Source organism: Pelagimonas phthalicica (genome assembly GCF_004364805.1).
Lineage (GTDB): Bacteria > Pseudomonadota > Alphaproteobacteria > Rhodobacterales > Rhodobacteraceae > Pelagimonas > Pelagimonas phthalicica.
In genome coordinates this window covers 181,647-199,146 of sequence record NZ_SOAP01000001.1, presented here as the reverse complement: position 1 = coordinate 199,146, position 17,500 = coordinate 181,647, and the positions used below count along the sequence as shown (strand labels likewise).

21 protein-coding genes are annotated in these 17,500 nt (G+C 58.0%); 5 read left to right on the top strand and 16 right to left on the bottom strand.

The features are described from left to right. Positions 1-41 precede the first annotated feature (41 nt). The 12 genes from CLV87_RS00970 to CLV87_RS00915 all read right to left on the bottom strand — a co-directional run bounded on the left by CLV87_RS00970 (position 42) and on the right by CLV87_RS00915 (position 10,984). Entirely contained in the window at positions 42-1,349 is a 1,308-nt protein-coding gene (locus CLV87_RS00970) for an NAD(P)/FAD-dependent oxidoreductase (RefSeq protein ID WP_099244934.1), read from the bottom strand. A gap of 90 nt (positions 1,350-1,439) precedes the next feature. Continuing rightward, positions 1,440-2,798 carry a glutamine synthetase family protein gene (locus CLV87_RS00965; RefSeq protein WP_099244166.1) on the bottom strand — a complete coding sequence of 453 codons (1,359 nt, stop codon included), beginning with the start codon at positions 2,796-2,798 and terminating at the stop codon, positions 1,440-1,442. Continuing rightward, positions 2,795-3,478, bottom strand: coding sequence for a type 1 glutamine amidotransferase (locus CLV87_RS00960; protein WP_099244167.1), 684 nt, complete (start codon positions 3,476-3,478; stop codon positions 2,795-2,797). The genes CLV87_RS00965 and CLV87_RS00960 overlap by 4 nt, the downstream gene beginning before the upstream one ends. Before the next feature lie 35 nt (positions 3,479-3,513). Next, positions 3,514-4,860, bottom strand: a complete 1,347-nt coding sequence (locus CLV87_RS00955; protein WP_099244169.1) for a glutamine synthetase family protein — start codon at positions 4,858-4,860, stop codon at positions 3,514-3,516. A gap of 93 nt (positions 4,861-4,953) precedes the next feature. Then, positions 4,954-5,760, bottom strand: a complete 807-nt coding sequence (locus tag CLV87_RS00950; RefSeq protein WP_099244171.1) for an ABC transporter permease — start codon at positions 5,758-5,760, stop codon at positions 4,954-4,956. Between the two features lie 91 nt (positions 5,761-5,851). Next, the gene (locus CLV87_RS00945) at positions 5,852-6,751 is read right to left on the bottom strand and encodes an ABC transporter permease (RefSeq protein WP_286196904.1); all 900 of its coding nucleotides are present in this window, start codon (positions 6,749-6,751) and stop codon (positions 5,852-5,854) included. 67 nt (positions 6,752-6,818) lie between these two features. Next, positions 6,819-7,541: a transporter substrate-binding domain-containing protein gene (locus CLV87_RS00940; protein ID WP_099244173.1), complete on the bottom strand. Its 723-nt coding sequence runs from the start codon at positions 7,539-7,541 to the stop codon at positions 6,819-6,821. 37 nt (positions 7,542-7,578) lie between these two features. Further along, positions 7,579-8,355, bottom strand: a complete 777-nt coding sequence (locus CLV87_RS00935; protein ID WP_099244175.1) for an ABC transporter ATP-binding protein — start codon at positions 8,353-8,355, stop codon at positions 7,579-7,581. Between the two features lie 99 nt (positions 8,356-8,454). Beyond that, positions 8,455-9,210: a phosphate/phosphite/phosphonate ABC transporter substrate-binding protein gene (locus CLV87_RS00930; RefSeq protein ID WP_099244177.1), complete on the bottom strand. Its 756-nt coding sequence runs from the start codon at positions 9,208-9,210 to the stop codon at positions 8,455-8,457. Continuing rightward, complete coding sequence (locus CLV87_RS00925) at positions 9,207-9,647, bottom strand: tellurite resistance TerB family protein (protein ID WP_099244179.1); 441 nt, start codon at positions 9,645-9,647, stop codon at positions 9,207-9,209. Before CLV87_RS00925 ends, CLV87_RS00930 begins: the two co-directional genes overlap by 4 nt. A 51-nt stretch (positions 9,648-9,698) precedes the next feature. Continuing rightward, positions 9,699-10,142 carry a tellurite resistance TerB family protein gene (locus tag CLV87_RS00920; RefSeq protein WP_099244181.1) on the bottom strand — a complete coding sequence of 148 codons (444 nt, stop codon included), beginning with the start codon at positions 10,140-10,142 and terminating at the stop codon, positions 9,699-9,701. Between the two features lie 65 nt (positions 10,143-10,207). Then, positions 10,208-10,984 carry a 23S rRNA (adenine(2030)-N(6))-methyltransferase RlmJ gene (locus tag CLV87_RS00915; RefSeq protein ID WP_099244183.1) on the bottom strand — a complete coding sequence of 259 codons (777 nt, stop codon included), beginning with the start codon at positions 10,982-10,984 and terminating at the stop codon, positions 10,208-10,210. A 103-nt stretch (positions 10,985-11,087) separates the two neighbouring features. Here CLV87_RS00915 and CLV87_RS00910 point away from each other — a divergent pair, with 103 nt between their 5' ends. Beyond that, entirely contained in the window at positions 11,088-11,552 is a 465-nt protein-coding gene (locus CLV87_RS00910) for a hypothetical protein (RefSeq protein WP_099244185.1), read from the top strand. Between the two features lie 85 nt (positions 11,553-11,637). Further along, positions 11,638-12,372 (top strand): hypothetical protein, encoded by a 735-nt coding sequence (locus tag CLV87_RS00905; protein ID WP_133840658.1) that lies wholly within the window; start codon positions 11,638-11,640, stop codon positions 12,370-12,372. Here the strand turns inward: CLV87_RS00905 and CLV87_RS00900 are convergent. Both CLV87_RS00900 and secG read right to left on the bottom strand, forming a co-directional pair. Beyond that, positions 12,369-14,012 carry a CTP synthase gene (locus tag CLV87_RS00900; protein WP_099244189.1) on the bottom strand — a complete coding sequence of 548 codons (1,644 nt, stop codon included), beginning with the start codon at positions 14,010-14,012 and terminating at the stop codon, positions 12,369-12,371. The genes CLV87_RS00905 and CLV87_RS00900 overlap by 4 nt on opposite strands. Before the next feature lie 377 nt (positions 14,013-14,389). Continuing rightward, on the bottom strand, positions 14,390-14,764 hold the full coding sequence (gene secG / locus CLV87_RS00895; protein ID WP_099244191.1) for a preprotein translocase subunit SecG: 375 nt from the start codon (positions 14,762-14,764) through the stop codon (positions 14,390-14,392). Between the two features lie 143 nt (positions 14,765-14,907). Between secG and nthA the strand changes: the two genes are divergently transcribed. Genes nthA through CLV87_RS00880 form a run of 3 tightly spaced genes read left to right on the top strand, consistent with a single transcriptional unit; the run spans position 14,908 to position 16,537 of the window. Next, positions 14,908-15,531 carry a nitrile hydratase subunit alpha gene (nthA, locus tag CLV87_RS00890; RefSeq protein WP_099244939.1) on the top strand — a complete coding sequence of 208 codons (624 nt, stop codon included), beginning with the start codon at positions 14,908-14,910 and terminating at the stop codon, positions 15,529-15,531. Beyond that, on the top strand, positions 15,528-16,208 hold the full coding sequence (nthB, locus tag CLV87_RS00885; protein WP_099244193.1) for a nitrile hydratase subunit beta: 681 nt from the start codon (positions 15,528-15,530) through the stop codon (positions 16,206-16,208). Before nthA ends, nthB begins: the two co-directional genes overlap by 4 nt. After that, positions 16,205-16,537: a nitrile hydratase accessory protein gene (locus tag CLV87_RS00880; protein ID WP_099244195.1), complete on the top strand. Its 333-nt coding sequence runs from the start codon at positions 16,205-16,207 to the stop codon at positions 16,535-16,537. The genes nthB and CLV87_RS00880 overlap by 4 nt, the downstream gene beginning before the upstream one ends. Before the next feature lie 15 nt (positions 16,538-16,552). On the opposite strand, the gene CLV87_RS00875 is transcribed toward CLV87_RS00880, so the two are convergent. Both CLV87_RS00875 and CLV87_RS00870 read right to left on the bottom strand, forming a co-directional pair. Further along, positions 16,553-16,948: a DUF6524 family protein gene (locus CLV87_RS00875; RefSeq protein WP_099244197.1), complete on the bottom strand. Its 396-nt coding sequence runs from the start codon at positions 16,946-16,948 to the stop codon at positions 16,553-16,555. Positions 16,949-17,011: 63 nt separating this feature from the next. Further along, entirely contained in the window at positions 17,012-17,494 is a 483-nt protein-coding gene (locus CLV87_RS00870; protein ID WP_099244199.1) for a GNAT family N-acetyltransferase, read from the bottom strand. Positions 17,495-17,500: the final 6 nt, after the last annotated feature.

Here is a 17,500-nt window from a genome sequence, read left to right as displayed (position 1 = left end):
CCACTACCTGGACATGAAAAGTTAATGACACTGGGGCGCGGTCAGAAGCCCAGCCGGTCGCGCATCGCGTACCAGCTCATGGCGAGGCTGAGCAGCGGCGTGCGGAACCCGGCCCCGCCAGGAAAGCGGGTTGTTGGCAAGGCTGCAAAGGCGTCAAAGCCCGCGGATTGACCGCGCACAGCTTCGGCCATCAATTTGCCCGCCTGAATAGCATTGCCCAACCCATGCCCGCTATAGCCCGAAGCCGACAGGATATTTGGGGCGAGGCGGGCCAGATAAGGCATGCGTTTCATGGTGATCGCCAGCGTCCCACCCCAGGCATAATCCAGCTTTACATCCCTAAGGCCTGGAAAAACCTGCAACATTGGCTTTGAAACCACGGCGCGAATATCCGAAGGAAAGCGATAGCCATAGCTTTCGCCCCCGCCAAAGAGCAAACGCTTATCCTCGCTCAGGCGGAAATAATTCACCACAAATCGGTCATCTGCGACAGCAATGTCACGGGTCAAAACCTCTGCCGCGCGCGCGCCCAACGGTTCTGTTGCGACAATGAAATTGTTGATCGGCATGACCCGCGCGGCGACTTTGCGCTCCAAGCCGCCGAGATAGCCGTTACAGGCATAGATCAGATGATCGGCCAGCACATGACCTTGATCCGTGGCGATGCGGATTTTACCTGCCGCATTGGGGTTGACGTCATGCACATGGGCATGCTCAAAAATCCGCGCCCCGGCGGTGTGGGCTGCACGGGCCAAACCCTGGGCCAAACGCAGCGGGTGCAGGTGTGCCGCGCCCATATCCAGCATACCCCCCTGGTAATCCGGCGATGGGCAGATTTGCGCAAAATCCGCCGCATCCAGCGCCTCAATCGGATAGTCATAGCGTTCCTGCAAAAACGCCGCATAATCATGGGTCCAACGGCGAGACTTTTCCGAACTCGCCGCCCAGGCCACCCCATCCTTCAGCGCACATTCAATCTGATGCTTTACTACAAGATCGCGCACCAGCGCCTTGGCGTCTTGCCCAAGCTCCCACATGCGCCGCGCCGCATCACGGCCAATCATGCGCTCCAACTCTTGTTGATCTTGCCTCTGCCCCGAGCCTAACTGCCCGCCATTGCGCCCCGAGGCACCAAACCCGACCCGATGTGCCTCCAACAAAGCCACGTCCAGCCCGGCCTCAGCCAGGTGAAGGGCCGCCGACAGGCCGGTAAACCCGCCGCCAATGATGCAGACATCTGCGCGAGTTTCGCCGCGCAGCCGATCATAATCCGGCGCATCCCCTGCAGTCGCGGCATACCAACTTGCCGGAAAGGCACCTCTCTTGTCATTGGCAAATAGCAGGTTCACGCGCACAGCTCCCAAATATCTCTTCGCGGTTTCTTTGGGCCAAAAATATCCCGGGGAGTCCCGAGCTTGCTCGGGACGGGGCAGCGCCCCCTACACGTTGAGCAACAAATGCTCCCGCTCCCAAGGGGAAATCACCTGCAAAAACTCCTCATATTCCGCGCGTTTCACGATGGAATAGACGCGGGCAAAATCCTCGCCCAGCACCGCATGTAAATCCGTGGCCTGTTCAAACAGCGCCAGGGCCTGCCCTTGAACACGGGGAATATCGGTTTCGCCCTCATAAGCATCGCCGCGAAATTGCGCCGAAGGGCGTTGTTTTTCCATCATCCCTAGATAGCCACAGGCCAGCGAGGCCGCGATGCCCAAGTAAGGGTTGCAATCCATCCCGGCGATGCGGTTTTCCACCCGACGTGCCTGAGGCTCGGATAGCGGCACACGAATACCGGTGGTGCGATTGTCCCGCGCCCATTCCAGATTGATCGGCGCGGCGTGGTCACGCACATATCGGCGATACGAGTTCACGAAAGGGGCCAGCACGGCAATTGCCGAGGGCAGGTGTTTCTGCAATCCACCGATAAAGTGGAAAAACGCATCCGTCTCCCCCTCTTGCGGGCCGACAAAGATGTTTTGCCCGGTCTCCATATCCAACACCGAATGGTGAATATGCATGGCGCTGCCCGGCTCTTCGGCGATGGGTTTGGCCATGAAAGTGGCAAAGCAATTGTGGCGCAGCGCGGCTTCGCGGATCAGGCGTTTGAAATAGAACACTTCATCGGCCAGCTTCACTGGGTCCCCGTGGCGCAGGTTGATCTCCAACTGCCCGGCCCCGCCCTCTTGGGTGATGCCGTCAATCTCAAACCCCTGCGCCTCGGCAAAATCATAGATATCGTCGATCACCGGACCAAATTCATCCACCGCCGTCATGCTATAGGCCTGGCGCGCGGCCGCCGGGCGGCCAGAGCGGCCCGTCATCGGCATGATATCCTGCGCCGGATCCAGGTTGCGCGCGATCAAAAAGAACTCCATCTCAGGCGCGACAACCGGTTTCCAACCCTGCGCATGATAGAGCTCAACAACCCGTTTCAAAACATTGCGCGGTGCATAAGGGATAGGCTCACCATGGCGGTCAAAGGCGTCATGAATGACCTGCAAGGTCCAGTCACCGGTCCAGGGCGCGGCTGTGGCCGTGGTCATATCCGGGCGCAGCAGCATGTCCTTTTCGATAAAGCCATCCTCATCAGCAGCCTCGCCCCATCCCCCTGTGATGGTTTGGAAAAATATCGAATCCGGCAGGTGGAAATGCTTTTGACGGGCGAATTTCGACGCTGGCACGGCCTTGCCGCGCGCGATGCCGGGCAGGTCCGACACGATGCATTCCACCTCGTCCAGGCGTTGCCCGTCCAGATAGGTCTGTGCCGCCTCAGGCAGGCTGGTCAACCAGTCACTCATGAGATCCTCCCTTCGCGGAAAAACAAGGCAAATTGCGCAGCCAGTTTGGCCTGAGACAGAGGCGCGCCCAGCCGCTTGGCGGCACTATCCAGAATGTCCTGCGGCACCAGGCCCGGACCACGCGTGTCGATCAGCGCCTGCGTATAGGCATCGCTGAATTCGGGATGGGGCTGCACGGAATAGGCCTTGCCCGGATAAAGAAGCGCTGCATGTTGGCAAAACGCATTACTGCCAACAGTCTCCGCGCCCTCGGGCGGGGTGATGACCTGATCCTGATGCCAGGCATTCACGGTCACGGTTTCGCCGTTCAGCTCATAGTCCTGCGGACCGATCGCCCAACCGCCCTTGAATTTCTCAACATGCCCCCCCAGGGCCTGCGCGATGATCTGATGACCAAAGCAAACACCGACCACCGGACGATCTGCGGCAACCGCGCCGCGGATCAACTCCTCAAGCGGGGGGATCCAGTCGTGATCCTCATAGACGCCGTGGCGCGACCCGGTGATCAGCCAACCATCCGCCGCCTCAGGGCCAGAGGGGAATTCACCGCGCACCACGCTATAGCTGTCAAAGTCAAAGCCGTGTTCGGCCAGGAGATCCTGAAACACTTGCGGGTATTCGCCAAAGGCGCTGACGAGATCTTCGGGGACGAGCCCGGTTTGCAATATGCCGATTTTCATGTGGCACCTGTCTTTGTCGCCGGTTTCATAACAAGTTACACCGTGTCGAGATAGATCTCGACCTGTTCGGCCGGTGTCAGTTCGGCCATATCGCGCATTTCCTGCTTTTTGGTCATCAGCATGTTGCGAATGAGGGTCGGGGCAAAGATGCGTTCAATTTCGGGGCTGTTTTCGAACCGGTCGATGGCCTCGGCCCAGCTGCCTGGCATCTGATCAAGTTTTTGATCATAGGCATTGCCGGTGATTGGTGCCGGGGGCATTTGCCCATCTTCAATGCCGTTCAGTGCCGCACCCAAAATCGCTGCGAGCGCCAGATAAGGATTCACATCCCCGCCGGCGACACGATGTTCGATCCGGCGTGCGGCGGGCGCGCCCGAGGGCACGCGGATCGCGGCGGTGCGGTTTTCATAGGCCCAGCAAACCGAGGTCGGCGCATGGCTGCCCGGCACCAGCCGATCATAGGAATTGGCATGAGGGGCAAAGATCAGCGCGCTGTCGGGCAGGGCACTCAGACAGCCTTGGATTGCATGCTGCAAAGCGTCGGTTCCTTTCGCCCCGCCATCATCAAAGATGTTCTTGCCCTCTGCATCCAACACCGAAAAATGCGCATGCATGCCCGAGCCGGAATAATCCTCATAAGGCTTGGCCATAAAGCTGGCCGCAAACCCATGGCGGCGCGCCAGCCCCTTGACCAATTGTTTGAACAGCCAGGCATCATCAGCCGCGCGCAGCGGGTCGGCCACGTGGACAAGGTTGATTTCAAATTGTCCCAGCCCGGCCTCGGAAATTGCTGTATCTGCAGGGATTTCCATGGATTCGCAGGCGTCATACAGCTCGGTAAAGAAGGTATCAAAAGCATCGAGCGCGCGGATTGACAGGATCTCGGCGGCCTGGCGGCGTTTGCCCGATTTTGGACTGACCGGCACCTGCAATTTGCGCGAGCTGTCATCGATCAAAAAGAACTCCAGCTCAACCGCAACAACCGGTGTCAGCCCCTTGTCCTTGTAGCGTTGCGCCACACGGTTCAGCGCATGGCGCGGGTCGCCCTCATAGGGGCGGCCATCTTCGTGAAACATCCAGATCGGCAGCAAGGCGCTGGGGGAATCGAGCCAGGGCATGGGCACAAATCCACGCTCCGTCGGGAACAGTTGACCATCTTTGTCACCGGTCTCAAAAACCAGCGGGCTGTCTTCGATATCCTCTCCCCAGATGTCGAGATTGAGCACCGACATGGGAAAGCGCGTGCCGTCTTTCAGCACTTTCTCGGCGCTGGGGATCGGCATACGCTTGCCCCGTGCCACCCCGTTCAGATCACAGGCAGCTGCACGAATGGTGCGGGCTTGCGGATGGGCGCGAAGCCAGTCTGCGGTCAGGGCGGGCATGAGTCACCTGTCGAATAATTTGATCAAATTCACTCTAGGCGCGCAAATTCTCGCTGGCAAGAGCCTTCCACAGCTCTGCCGCCCAGCTTGACCTTAGCGAATGAGCTTTGGTCGAATTTTCAGCTTAGGACGGTCATTTCGTGGCAAATGCCGGTTCAACCGCGCGTTCACAACCCCATAAACTCCGATTACCGCCAGTGTCAGCAGGATGAAATATCCGGCGAGGATGGGGTAGGGGATGAACGGGTTAAAGGTCTTGTCGGCAAAGTAATTGGCGTAGTAAAGGGCATCACCGCGCTGCCTCAGCGCTGGAAATCCGGAAAAGAACACCAGCGTCGTTGCGTGAAACAAAAAGATCGCTTCATTGGTATAGGCGGGCCAGGCCAGGCGCAGCATGGTCGGCCAGGTGATCTTGCGAAACTTGTTCCAGCCTGAAAACCCATAGGCATCCGCCGCCTCGGTATCCCCCTTGGGGATCGACAGGAGAGCGCCATAGAAAATCTCACCGGTATAGGCGGCGGTGTTCAGGAACAGCACCACCAGCGCCCCAAGCCAGGCGGCGGTGAAAGGAGCCAGCGCTGGAACCGCGCTTTTCAACGACACAAACAGGAAATAGGCAAAGAAGAACTGGATAAACAGCGGCGAGCCGCGAAACACAAAGATGAACCACTCTGAAGCTTTGCGCAGCAGCCAAACCCGGCTCGCCTTGCCCAGGGCCAAGGCGGTGGCCAAAAAGAACCCTGCCAACAGCGCCAGCACGCCAAAATAGATGTTCCAGATCATGCCGGACCCGATCAGGGTGAATTGTTGGCACAGGGTAAAATCGCCGCGCGGCAACAACCGCTCGCCATAGCCCAAGGACCGCAGCCCATAATCCGCAATCGTCTGCCAACAGCTCATGCGCCACGCCCCTGTTTCTCTGGGCCAAAAATATCCCGGGGAGTCCCGAGCTTGCTCGGGGCGGGGCAGCGCCCCAATTCAACCGCGCCGTTCATGCCGCCGCCTTTCGTTGCGCTTCACCACCTGCTGTGGCCTGTCCCCGGGTCAGGCGCTTCATCAACCGATCCAGCACAATCTCGGACACCCTAGTGAAGGCAAGGTAGAACACCAACAGGCCAAGGAAATACCACATGCGCCAATCCCCGTGTGGGTAATCGGTAAAGCGCGCTGTTTTGGAGCCACCCAATTCACGCGCCCAGAACACAATGTCTTCGACGCCGAGCAGGAACAGCAGCGGCGTGGCTTTGATCAAAACCATCCAAAGGTTGGACAGGCCGGGCAGGGCATAGACCCACATTTGTGGTACCAAAACGCGCCAGAAGGTTTGGCGCGGCGTCATACCATAGGCGGCAGCGGTTTCCAGCTGCGCATGGGGCACTGCGCGCATGGCACCAAACAACACATTGGCGGCAAAGGCTCCAAAGACGATGGCAAAGGTCAGCACCGCAAGGAAAAATCCATAGACTTCATGTACCCATTGATCTGCCGTTGACAGAGGCAGCTTGGCCGCCGCGCAAACCACAAAATCATTGCCCTGCCGGATGGGTTCGTCCCAATCGGGGCATAGCGCCTGATGGCGCAGCCATTCAAAACCCTGATCCAAGGCTATGACAAAGAACAGGAAAAACGCGATATCCGGCACGCCGCGCACCACTGCAATATAGCCGCGACCAAACCAGGACAGAGGCGCAATACGCGAACGCGCCGCCGATGCTCCGCCAAAACCGAACAGCAAAGCGGTGGGCGCGGTGATCGCCAACAAGAGAAGGACCGTGCCAAAGGACACATAGAAAGACATGTGTTTGCCCGTCGTCAAAAAGCACGACAGCCAGGCAATGCCTTCCAGCGTTTCGGGATTTGCGCAATAGCCGAAAATGACGGACCTCGTCATGTTGGCGACGGGGCATTCCCCGTCGCGTCATGTCAAAAGGGGGCGCGAGCCGCGCCCCGATCACGGATCAGAAGCGGGGAGATTCCTCGCCCAGCCATTTGATGATCATTTCGTTCAGCGTGCCGTCCTCTTTCATCGAGGCAATCGCCGCGTCGAACTTGCCGCGCAGTTCCGGGTCGGACTTGCGGAAGGCCATGCCGATACCGCCGCCCAAAGGCACGTCTTCGCCAACGAATTTCAGCTCAGCAGCGGCTTCGACCTCTGGGATCAGATAGTCTTTGTCGGCGATAACCGCGTCAGCCTCGCCGGATTTTACCGCTGCGATGGTTTCATCCGGTGTCGGGAATTCCAGCAGGGTTGCGCCGGTATCGACCACGTGGTTGGCCTGGATTGTGCCGGTCTGTGCCGCGATGATCCCGCCCTTCAGGTCGGCATCGTCAGACATGGCCGCATAGGCGGAGGGCGATGGAGGTGTGTAGTTCTGCGAGAAGTCAACGACTTCGGCGCGTTCGGCTGTGATCGACATGCCCGCGATGATCGCGTCATAGTTCGAGGAAACCAGGTTGGGAATGATGCTGTCCCAATCATTGGTCACCCATTCACAGGTCACCTCGGCGCGCTTGCACAGCTCGTCACCCAGCTCGCGCTCAAACCCGTCAACTTCGCCCGCATCGTTGAGGAAGTTATACGGAGGGTAGGCCCCCTCGGTGCCCAGACGCACGGTGGTTTCGGCAAAGGCCGCGCCCGCCATCATGGCAAGGGCTGCTGTTCCGATCAGTAGGTTTTTCATAGTTCGCTCCCTAGTTTTGACCCTTACCCGGGCCTTTCTAAATGTGAGTGGTTGATTTCAGGAAACCCCGAAGCCGCTCTGATTTTGGTGCGCCAAACAGCTGATCTGGCGCGCCCTCTTCTTCGATAAGCCCCTGATGAAGAAAGACCACATGGTCAGACACATCGGCGGCCATCTTCATGTCATGAGTCACGATCAGCATCGTGCGCCCCTCTTGCGCCAGATCCTTGATGACTTTGACAACCTCTTGTTCCAATTCCGGGTCCAGCGCGCTGGTGGGTTCGTCAAACAGCAGCGCTTCGGGTTCCATGCACAATCCGCGCGCAATCGCCGCGCGCTGTTGCTGCCCCCCCGAAAGCTGCGCCGGATAGACATCGCATTTGTCGCCAATCCCAACCTTGTCGAGATACTTGCGCGCTGCCGCTTCGACCTCATCGCGGTCACGGCCCAGCACAGTGACCGGAGCCTCCATAACGTTTTGCAGAATGGTCATATGGGCCCAAAGGTTGAACTGCTGAAACACCATCGACAGGTTTGTGCGAATGCGCAGCACTTGTTTTGGGTCCGCGGGCACGCGGGCCAATCCCTGACCTTTCCAGGTCACGGCTTCGCCCTTGAACAGGATGTCGCCCTGCTGGCTGTCCTCAAGCAGGTTGCAGCAACGCAGCAAGGTGGATTTTCCAGAGCCGGATGAGCCGATCAAGGACACCACGTCGCCGGCATGGGCGGTGATGTCGACCCCTTTCAAGACCTCCAATGACCCATAGGCTTTGTGGAGATTGCGAATTTCGATAACGGGGCTGCTGGCAGTCACGGAGCACCTTAGGCAAATGGGCGTTGCCGGGCAGAGTGCAGCAAAACTCAAACCCGATGCAATGCGCAAAACGCCCGTTCAGTGCAGTCAAAAGAGGGTTTACGAGGCGTTAACCTGCGCAAATTGCAGTGCTGGCGGGTTTGGAAGGTCCAGATAGGTCGACTCCTTGAGTGCACAAATTGCATACAAAGAGATCGCTTCGCGTGTTTTTTCATCGAGTCGTGCAATGGCGCGTTGCATCGCAGCCCGAATCAGAGCGGGGTTTTGCGACAGGCTGGTGATGAATGGCGTGGCTGGGGTTGGCACCGTGCGAGCCACTTCGCGCAGCTCGGCGGCATGGGGATCGTGACGTTTGATCAAACGCCAGCTCATGGCGTCGAGGGCCGCGAGATCACCATGGCCTTCGGCCACCGCATGGGCAGATCTGACATGCCCGCCAGTCTCACCGGTCACATTCGGCTGGGTGCCAAGATCGGCGGCATGAAACCAAAGGGCGCCAAAACCGGATTGGCTGTGATCCTGATTGATCAAAACCCGCGCGGCCAAAAGCTCGGGCAGAGAGCGATGGTCATTTGCACGCGCGATCAGCACCGAATTGTAATACCCCGGCGGACAGCCGGGCAGTTGGTAATCAGGGCTACCAATGAGCTGCACCTTGCCATGCAAACGCAACCGATAGGGCAGGTTGCAGGTCTGAGCCAGAACCAGATCGGGTGAGGTCCACAGGTCCCAAAGATCATCTGACCGGGTTAATTCATCCGGACCAAAACCCAATTCTTCGCGGATCAAACCCCAAAGTCTGTCATTTGTCGCCATGGTTTCAGGGCGGTCATACATGGGGAGGGTGGCGATCATGACTGGCGCTCAACCCTTTGACGCGCCAGCGCATTGTCGCGGTCATTAATGCCAAGCATCGAGGCAACCAGTCGAAGCAAGGCATCTTCGTGTTCGTCGCGTTGACCATCTGCCAGGGCCACCTGCCAGAGCGCTTCGATTACCTTGACACGTTCCTCGATCGGCACCGCCTCTTTGATGTCGCGGGTGAACCGCACGGTGTCTGGGGCTTCTTCCTCCAGCGCTTCGGCTTCGCTACGCAAAGTCAACGCATCCGCCTCTGACAGCTCATAGCGCGCCTGCGTCACCTCAAGAATGCGCGCCTGTTCGTCCTTGTCATAATGCCCATCAGAGCGGGCAACCCGCACCAAAAGCGCGGTCAAGGCAAGGCGACAATCCTCAGCCGGAAGCGATCCGGGCTGGGCGGCGGTCAGGCGGGCAAAGAAGGATCCAAACATGGGATGACATATAGGGGGCGATTGGGCTTTGCTCAATCACCCGTCGCGCTTTCACGGAATAGAAGCCGCCAAACGCGCCGCTTCGGAATGGTCCGCATCCACGCCAAGCACCTTTTCGATCAAATCGACCAGGGCGGCCTCGCGCTCATCCGTGATGCCATCAGCCAGCACCACCTGCCACAGCGCCTCGACCTTTTCGCGGCGATGGTCGTAATCGACGCTGTCGCGGATCAACGCTGCCATGTCCTCGTCATTCTCTACCGAAAAGGCGAGCTTTTCGCAGGTGGCGCGCATCTTGGCGGCTTCGATTGGGTTCAGATCATAAGCCTTGGCAAGAATGCGGTCGATCTGCTCGATCTCTTCAAACAGATAGGCTTTGTCGGCCATGGCCACGCGCACCAAAAGCGTCCCCAGGGCCAGTTTTGCATCCGGCTTGGGCAGCGGGGCTTCGGGCGCGTGTTTGCGTTGAAAGAACTGTGTCAGCTGCTCGAGCATCGGGGCATCCTTCCCTAATCAGGTCGCGCAAACCTACCATATGAGGTAGGTTCACTCCATAGCTATCACAACTGATTGAAGTTCTGTGTCAAGCTTGCCGCATAGTCATCCAGCCCCCAGGGCGGGTTGATCACAAACATGCCCGACCCGATCATACCATGACCTTTGCGCGCGGGGGGGAAGGTAACCTCATGGCAAAGCGCCTCGGGAAAGCTGGTTTTTAGCGCCTCGACCATGCCCGCATGGCGTTTGTCACTTAGGATCGGATACCACAGGATCAACACACCGACATTCCAACGTCGATGGATCTGTTGCAGCGCCTTTGGGATGGTTTGATAGTCGCTCTTGATCTCCCAAGGCGGGTCGATCAGCAAAACCCCTCGGCGTGGATCAGGCGGGGCGAGGCTTTGCGCCAGTTCCAAACCATCCTGCTGATGGATCTTGGTGTTTCTGGCGCGGCAATTCTTGCGCAACTCGGCATGTTCGCCCGGATGCAATTCGGCCAGATGCAGGCGATCCGTGTCGCGCAGCAGCGCTTGCGCGATGAGAGGAGACCCCGGATAGGCCTGCGCCCCATGCGCCGCGCGGGTTTGGTCCAAAGCCCGCAAATACGGGCTGTCTGCACCAAACCAATTGGCAATTTTCAGAATACCCTGCGCCGCCTCGCCGGTTTTGGTGGCGTCCTTATCGCTGAGATCATAGAGCCCGCGCCCCGCATGGCTCTCGATATAGCTCAGCGGTTTGTCCTTGCGCGTCAGGTAGTCCAGCACCCAGGCCAGCAATGCATGCTTGTGCACATCCGCCAGATTTCCGGCATGAAAACTGTGTTGATATGATAGCATGGGGCCCTCGTTTTCTGCGCTTTTATCCGGAATTCCACCGCTTGTACAAATGGCAAACCTTCCGGTACCACTTGGCGTGGATTTTATCAGGAGCATTCAAGAGATGAGCGGCCCAATCGATCGCGACAACCAGGAAAAGGAACTGTTTGAGTACCTTAGGGTCTATGTGATGATCTGGCAGAAGATTGATTTCATCTGGGGCATGTTCATCACCTCCTACATTCCGCTCTTTGGTTTTTTGCATTTCTATCCGGGCGAGATTGGCACCGGGTTTGGCGGGTTGTTTGTGATCGCGATTGCAGCTTTTACCTATGTCAATGCCCAGGCCCTGCGCCAGCATTACGACATCGCCACCACCATGAGCCGCGAATTCCGCCGCCTGAACCGAGGCTTTCCGGATTTAAACGCAGCCCTCTCCCGCACCGCCCATGACGGCCGCGCCCGCATGGTTCTGTTCACCCATGGCTTCGGCTTTGCCGGGTTCTTGTACCTGATGGGGGAACGCGTCGGGCCGGCGGAGTGCGAGGCGGTGAGTGGGTGGATCTGTTTGGTTGAAACTTGGTCTTAAGCCCCGCCTGACGTAACCTGCCGACATAGGTAAAGGTCAATTTTTCATACACAGGACATTTGATACGTTTTAAGAGAACCCTAGTTTGACAAGTAAAGTTGGCGCCGAGAGTAAAGAGATGGGAAACGAAGTTTGGGCTACATTTGAACAAGCCGAAGATCTATATGAAATCGATTTCGAAAGACTTGCAGGATTGGTCTTAACGGAACACGTCCGGGCTATTGTTATCGAGAAAGATCAGGGTTTCTTATTCAAGTATAACTTGTCCGATCTAAGGAGTTTCTTTCCTCTAAAAGATAAAAAAACTTTAAGGGTAAAACTGGTTGCGGGCCGTTTGACTGACGTTTTGATCGGAGCAGCGGCCGGGGTTTCTACTAATAAGGTTTGGGAGCTACTGAATGAGGCGCAAGAAACAAAACCGAGTTTCCCGATTAATCAAGATATCGATTTTTTTGGCCAGCCCTTTGATAGTTTTACAATTGTTGTTCCGAGGCGGTTGGACCACGAGATAAAGCGTTTACGATACAGAGTATTACACGTGCGTCGTCCATATGTTCATTTGTATGAAGTAGGAGTGAATAAGTTCCTTATGCCGCAGGAAATCGAGCGGCATCTTGAATACCTTAGGTCTCAAAAGGGACTAAAGGAGCGCCGGATCAAGGTTAACGCGAAAGACGCCCAGATGATTGGTGAAACTATTAATACAATCTTTCTAGCAGGGCACGACATGATGTATTGGGAGGCCTTTTTGGTTGGCGTTTTGCACGGCATATGTGCCCTAGGATTAGACGGGCCTCCCTACTTCAACAGGCCAGACTAAACCAACCGAGACGCCTCTTTCGCGGCACGAACAAAGTCGCGGAACAGGGGGTGGGGCTCAAATGGTTTGGACTTCAGCTCTGGATGGTACTGAACGCCGATGAACCATGGGTGATCCGGCCATTCCACGATCTCAGGCAGGCGGCCATCCGGGGACATACCCGAAAAGCGCAGCCCGGCTTTTTCCAGCTGTTCGCGATACTTGATGTCGACCTCATAGCGGTGGCGGTGGCGCTCGTCGATCGTGGTTGTGCCATAGGCATTGGCGACGCGCGATCCTTCGGCCAGCACGGCATCATAGGCCCCCAGGCGCATGGTGCCACCCTTGGCATCCGTCACCTTGCGCGAGACTTTTTCGTTGCCCTGGACCCATTCTTTCAGGTGGTAAACCACCGGTTCAAAACGTTTTTCCCCGGCTTCATGGTCGAATTCTTCTGACCCCGCAGCCGTCAGACCGGCGACATTACGGGCCGCTTCGATCACTGCCATTTGCATGCCAAGGCAGATGCCGAGATAAGGCACGTTGTTTTCGCGCGCGAATTGTGCCGCTTTGATTTTCCCTTCGGTGCCGCGCTCGCCAAAGCCGCCGGGCACCAGGATGGCGTCAAATTTCTCAAGATGCGGCGCGGCGTCTTCGCGGTCAAAAGTCTCTGCATCGACCCATTCCACATTGACCTTGACCCGGTTGGCCATACCGCCATGGGTCAGCGCCTCGGCAATGGATTTATAGGCGTCTTCGAGCTGAACGTATTTGCCGACAATCGCCACGTTCACTTCACCCTCGGGGTTGAACACGCGGTCGGCCACGTCTTCCCATTTGTCGAGGTTGGGTTTGGGTGCCGGGGCAATGCCGAACGCGTCCAGCACCGCCTGATCCATACCCTCGCGGTGATAGGCCAATGGGGCCTCGTAGATGGATTTCAGATCCTGCGCGGCGATGACGCTATCGGGGCGCACATTGCAGAACAGCGCCAGCTTTTCACGTTCTTTCTTGGGGATCGGCCCTTCGGAGCGACAGACCAGAATGTCGGGAGCCAGGCCAATCGAGCGCAGCTCTTTCACCGAGTGTTGGGTCGGCTTGGTCTTCAGCTCACCGGACGCCTTGATATAGGGCAGCAGGGTCAGGTGCATGAAAATGCACTGGCCGCGCGGCTTGTCATTGGCGAATTGGCGGATGGCTTCGAAAAACGGCAGGCCTTCGATATCGCCCACGGTGCCGCCAATTTCGCACAGCATGAAATCAACATCATCTTCGCCAATCGAAATGAAGTCTTTGATTTCATTGGTCACATGCGGAATGACCTGAATGGTCTTGCCCAGGTAATCGCCGCGACGCTCTTTTTCCAGAACATTGGTATAGACCCGGCCCGAGCTGATCGAATCCGTGCGCGAGGCAGGCACACCGGTGAAGCGTTCGTAATGACCAAGGTCGAGATCGGTCTCGGCCCCGTCATCGGTCACGAACACTTCGCCATGTTCAAAAGGCGACATGGTGCCGGGGTCAACGTTCAGATAGGGGTCAAGCTTGCGCAGGCGAACCGAATAGCCGCGCGCCTGTAGCAATGCGCCAAGCGCGGCAGATGCCAGACCCTTACCAAGCGAAGAGACCACACCACCGGTGATGAAGATAAAGCGTGCCATATTGGGCTAACCCCGTGATTTTGCGTATTATTATGAGCTCTGGCAGCGTCGCGACCAAGCTATATCACGGGACTCGAGATATAGAGGATTCGGGACGCTTTGGCAAGATCGCCGCAAGATGATGTTGCGGAAAAATTGCCAAACACAGCCAGTAGTGGTTTGGGCGGGCGGCTTGCCAGGCGCGACAAGGGCGCGCTGGGGCAGAGCCGGAAAGCGAGGCGATCCAGGTATCTTTGTGAGGTCGGCAAAGAAAAGCATAGGGCGGGTCTGGATCAGCAAGTCAGGCGCGTTGCGCGACGCAACGCGGGGAGGTTCAGGAAAAAGAACGGGCGGCCCAATCAGCCGCCCTTTTGTTTGGGATCGCGCTGTGGCGCGGATCAGTCGGCGCGTGGCACCGATGGGGCGTCGCCACCGTCCGCAGAGGGCGGAGGCAGAAGCGCGTCTGTGTCCAGACCTTCGCCCGGTGCGGCAGGTTCAACAGCCGCCGGGGCGCTGCCGCCCACGCGATCAAGGATCGAGGTGCCGGTTGCGTTGCGCGCAGAAATCACCGTCAGCGTGAGCGAGGTGATGATAAAGGCAATCGCCAGAATCCATGTCAGCTTGCCCATTGCGGTCGCTGCCGAGCGTTGGCTCATGGCCCCGCCACCGCCGCCACCCATGCCAAGGCCGCCGCCTTCGGAACGCTGCATAAGCACCACGCCAATCAAGGCGAGGGCAAGAAGAAGGTGGACGATGAGAATAACGTTTTCCATGGGACCTACGATAAGCGTTCGGCGAGATGCGTGCGGTTCTGCCGGGCTATGTAGGAGGTTTGGCGAGGCGGCGCAAGCGGTAGTCTTGTCAGATCGGACACAAAGCACTGGACGGCATGGCGAACAGCAGCCAAAGTCGCGCCATGCCACATGATCATCACGACCACGACCACCCGCACACATTGTTGCCTCCGGACCCGGCTTTGCGGGTCAAGGCCTTGGAAACCTTGTTGGAACGCAAAGGGTTGCTGGACCCGGCGGCGTTGGATGAAATCATCGAAACCTATGCCAACAAGATCGGCCCGCAAAACGGCGCGGCAGTGGTGGCGCGGGCCTGGGCGGATGAGGATTTTCACCGCGCCTTGCTGACCGATGCCACAGCGGCGGTAAGCGAGATGGGGTTTTATGGGCGTCAGGGCGAACATATGGTGGCGGTTGAGAACACGGATGACACGCATAACGTTGTCGTTTGTACCTTGTGCTCCTGCTATCCTTGGCCGCTTTTGGGTATACCACCCGGCTGGTACAAATCCGATGCTTACCGTGCCCGCGTTGTGCGCGAGCCGCGCAAGGTTCTGGCAGAATTTGGCCTGACCTTGCCCGAGGGTAAAAAGGTTCGGGTGTGGGATTCGACTGCCGAAATCCGCTATCTCGTGGTGCCCCAGCGTCCTGCCGGAAGCGAAGGCTTGAGCCAGGAAGACCTGGCCAAACTGGTCACACGGGAGTCGATGATCGGTACCGGTCTCGCCAAGGAGCAAGGCGCATGAGCCGGGTGCATGATATGGGCGGCCGTTTTGGCGACGGGCCCATTCCGATTGCGGGCACGGATGAGCCGGTTTTCGAAACCGAGTGGCACGCGCGGGCCTTGGCGGTCACCTTGGCGGCGGGGGCCTTGGGCAAGTGGAATATCGACATTTCCCGCCATGCCCGCGAATGCCTGTCACCCAAGGATTACTGCCGCTTCACCTATTATGAAAAGTGGATGGGGGGCCTTGCAGATCTGCTGGTTGATGGGGGCGTTGTCACGCGCGAGGAACTGGCCGGGGCGGCTCCTCAACCTGCTCCGAAAGAGCTGCAAGAGCGCAAGCTGAGCGCATCGCGAGTCGCTACGGTTTTGGCTGCGGGTGGTCCGGCAAATCGTGACGGGGCAGCACCAAAATTCGCAATCGGGGACAAGGTGCGCACCCGCCGCATCGCCCGTAATGTGATGCTCGATGGCGGTCATACTCGATTACCGGCCTATGCCGCAGGGGTGGAGGGGGAGATCATCCTTTCCCATGGATGTCACGTCTTGCCAGACGCCGCCGCGCATCGGTTGGGCGAGCAGCCCGAGCCGCTATACACCGTGGTTTTCGATGCTGGCGATCTCTGGGGCGAGCCGGAGCGGGCCGGGGATGAGGTGACTTGTGACCTCTGGCAAAGTTATCTGGAACCGGTGACATGAGTGCGCCGGAACCTGTTTTTGAAGCCCCCTGGCACGCTCAGGCCTTTGCCTTGGCTGTACATTTGAACGCGGAAGGTGTGTTTGATTGGCGGGAATGGACGCAATGTTTTGGCGCGGTCTTGCAAGAGCACGGCGTATCGCGCGAGCTGAATGGCGGGGATGATTACTTTCTGGCGTGGATCACGGCGCTGGAGCGCATTTGTGCGCAAAAACAAGTGGCCGATGCCGGGGCTTTGGCCGAATTGAAGGCCGGTTGGGAACGCGCCTATCTGGCCACGCCCCATGGGCATCCGGTGCATTTGAATGCGGGTGAGGTGAAGGTGGGGTAAAACCCCACCCTACAGTCACTCTTCGACGTCGTCCGTATCGACCTGACCAGAAAGGCGGCGGCGGATGATCGACCAGCTCAGGCCAACGCCCAAAACGATCGACAGAGCGAAAATGCCGATCCAGGTCGAAAGCTGCGGGTTGCTGAGATCAAGCAGACCAAAATCCCAAAGCACCCAAAGGATCGCGCCGACCAGCGCCAGAACCAAGAGCATGCCAAACAGCCCAATGCTGCGCAGAGTGGCGCGGATATAGATGATATAGCCAACCATCAGGATCAAAGCCGTCAGCACCGTGACCGGTAGGTTACCCTCCCAATTGGCCATGGCCCAACGGGTGAAATTCCACTCGGTCGGGTTATAGGTCGCGGCCAAAAGGACAAAGGCAAACAGCCAACGCAGGGCAAAACTCATCTCGGGTCTCCGCATATTTGGTGATGTCAGGTCTAACGGATTGGTGTGAGAGGTCCAGCGCCTTTACAACACAAACCGCATTTCGGCACGTTTTAGGAATTGGCCGTCTTTCTCGACTTCTTCGTGACGGATCAGTTTAAAACCAAGCGCTGTAAACGGGGCTTGGGCGGATAGGCTGGCATGGGTGGTGATATCCCTGCAGCCCAAGGTGCGCGCCTTTTCAGAGATCATGGCCCAGAGGTGACGCAGGTGACCTTGGCCCTGAAAATCGGGATGAATAAAGGCCAGATCCAGATAGCCCGTATCGTCCAGCGTCATCATCCCGATGGGGGCTTGGCCGCTGCGCGCTACCGCGACGTGTTGCGCTGCCAGCTTTGCCCGCCACCCCGACCCATCCGGCGGCGTGGCCAGCCAGGCCTGCCGCTGCGCTGCGCTATAGGGGCTGGGGTCACTATGGATTGCTGCATACATGACCTGACCCAAGGCCGGGGCATCTGCAGCCTCGGCCCAATCATAACGATATGCGTTTTCTGCACCTGCGGCCATTTTACG

What these genes read in the sequence shown, in the direction of transcription:
- CLV87_RS00965 (WP_099244166.1), bottom strand. Translation starts at nt 2,798, where the DNA reads ATGAGTGACTGGTTGACCAGCCTGCCTGAGGCGGCACAGACCTATCTG.
- CLV87_RS00960 (WP_099244167.1), bottom strand. Translation starts at nt 3,478, where the DNA reads ATGAAAATCGGCATATTGCAAACCGGGCTCGTCCCCGAAGATCTCGTC.
- CLV87_RS00955 (WP_099244169.1), bottom strand. Translation starts at nt 4,860, where the DNA reads ATGCCCGCCCTGACCGCAGACTGGCTTCGCGCCCATCCGCAAGCCCGC.
- CLV87_RS00950 (WP_099244171.1), bottom strand. Translation starts at nt 5,760, where the DNA reads ATGAGCTGTTGGCAGACGATTGCGGATTATGGGCTGCGGTCCTTGGGC.
- CLV87_RS00945 (WP_286196904.1), bottom strand. Translation starts at nt 6,751, where the DNA reads ATGACGAGGTCCGTCATTTTCGGCTATTGCGCAAATCCCGAAACGCTG.
- CLV87_RS00940 (WP_099244173.1), bottom strand. Translation starts at nt 7,541, where the DNA reads ATGAAAAACCTACTGATCGGAACAGCAGCCCTTGCCATGATGGCGGGC.
- CLV87_RS00930 (WP_099244177.1), bottom strand. Translation starts at nt 9,210, where the DNA reads ATGATCGCCACCCTCCCCATGTATGACCGCCCTGAAACCATGGCGACA.
- CLV87_RS00925 (WP_099244179.1), bottom strand. Translation starts at nt 9,647, where the DNA reads ATGTTTGGATCCTTCTTTGCCCGCCTGACCGCCGCCCAGCCCGGATCG.
- CLV87_RS00920 (WP_099244181.1), bottom strand. Translation starts at nt 10,142, where the DNA reads ATGCTCGAGCAGCTGACACAGTTCTTTCAACGCAAACACGCGCCCGAA.
- CLV87_RS00915 (WP_099244183.1), bottom strand. Translation starts at nt 10,984, where the DNA reads ATGCTATCATATCAACACAGTTTTCATGCCGGAAATCTGGCGGATGTG.
- CLV87_RS00910 (WP_099244185.1), top strand. Translation starts at nt 11,088, where the DNA reads ATGAGCGGCCCAATCGATCGCGACAACCAGGAAAAGGAACTGTTTGAG.
- CLV87_RS00900 (WP_099244189.1), bottom strand. Translation starts at nt 14,012, where the DNA reads ATGGCACGCTTTATCTTCATCACCGGTGGTGTGGTCTCTTCGCTTGGT.
- secG (WP_099244191.1), bottom strand. Translation starts at nt 14,764, where the DNA reads ATGGAAAACGTTATTCTCATCGTCCACCTTCTTCTTGCCCTCGCCTTG.
- nthA (WP_099244939.1), top strand. Translation starts at nt 14,908, where the DNA reads ATGCCACATGATCATCACGACCACGACCACCCGCACACATTGTTGCCT.
- nthB (WP_099244193.1), top strand. Translation starts at nt 15,528, where the DNA reads ATGAGCCGGGTGCATGATATGGGCGGCCGTTTTGGCGACGGGCCCATT.
- CLV87_RS00880 (WP_099244195.1), top strand. Translation starts at nt 16,205, where the DNA reads ATGAGTGCGCCGGAACCTGTTTTTGAAGCCCCCTGGCACGCTCAGGCC.
- CLV87_RS00875 (WP_099244197.1), bottom strand. Translation starts at nt 16,948, where the DNA reads ATGAGTTTTGCCCTGCGTTGGCTGTTTGCCTTTGTCCTTTTGGCCGCG.
- CLV87_RS00870 (WP_099244199.1), bottom strand. Translation starts at nt 17,494, where the DNA reads ATGGCCGCAGGTGCAGAAAACGCATATCGTTATGATTGGGCCGAGGCT.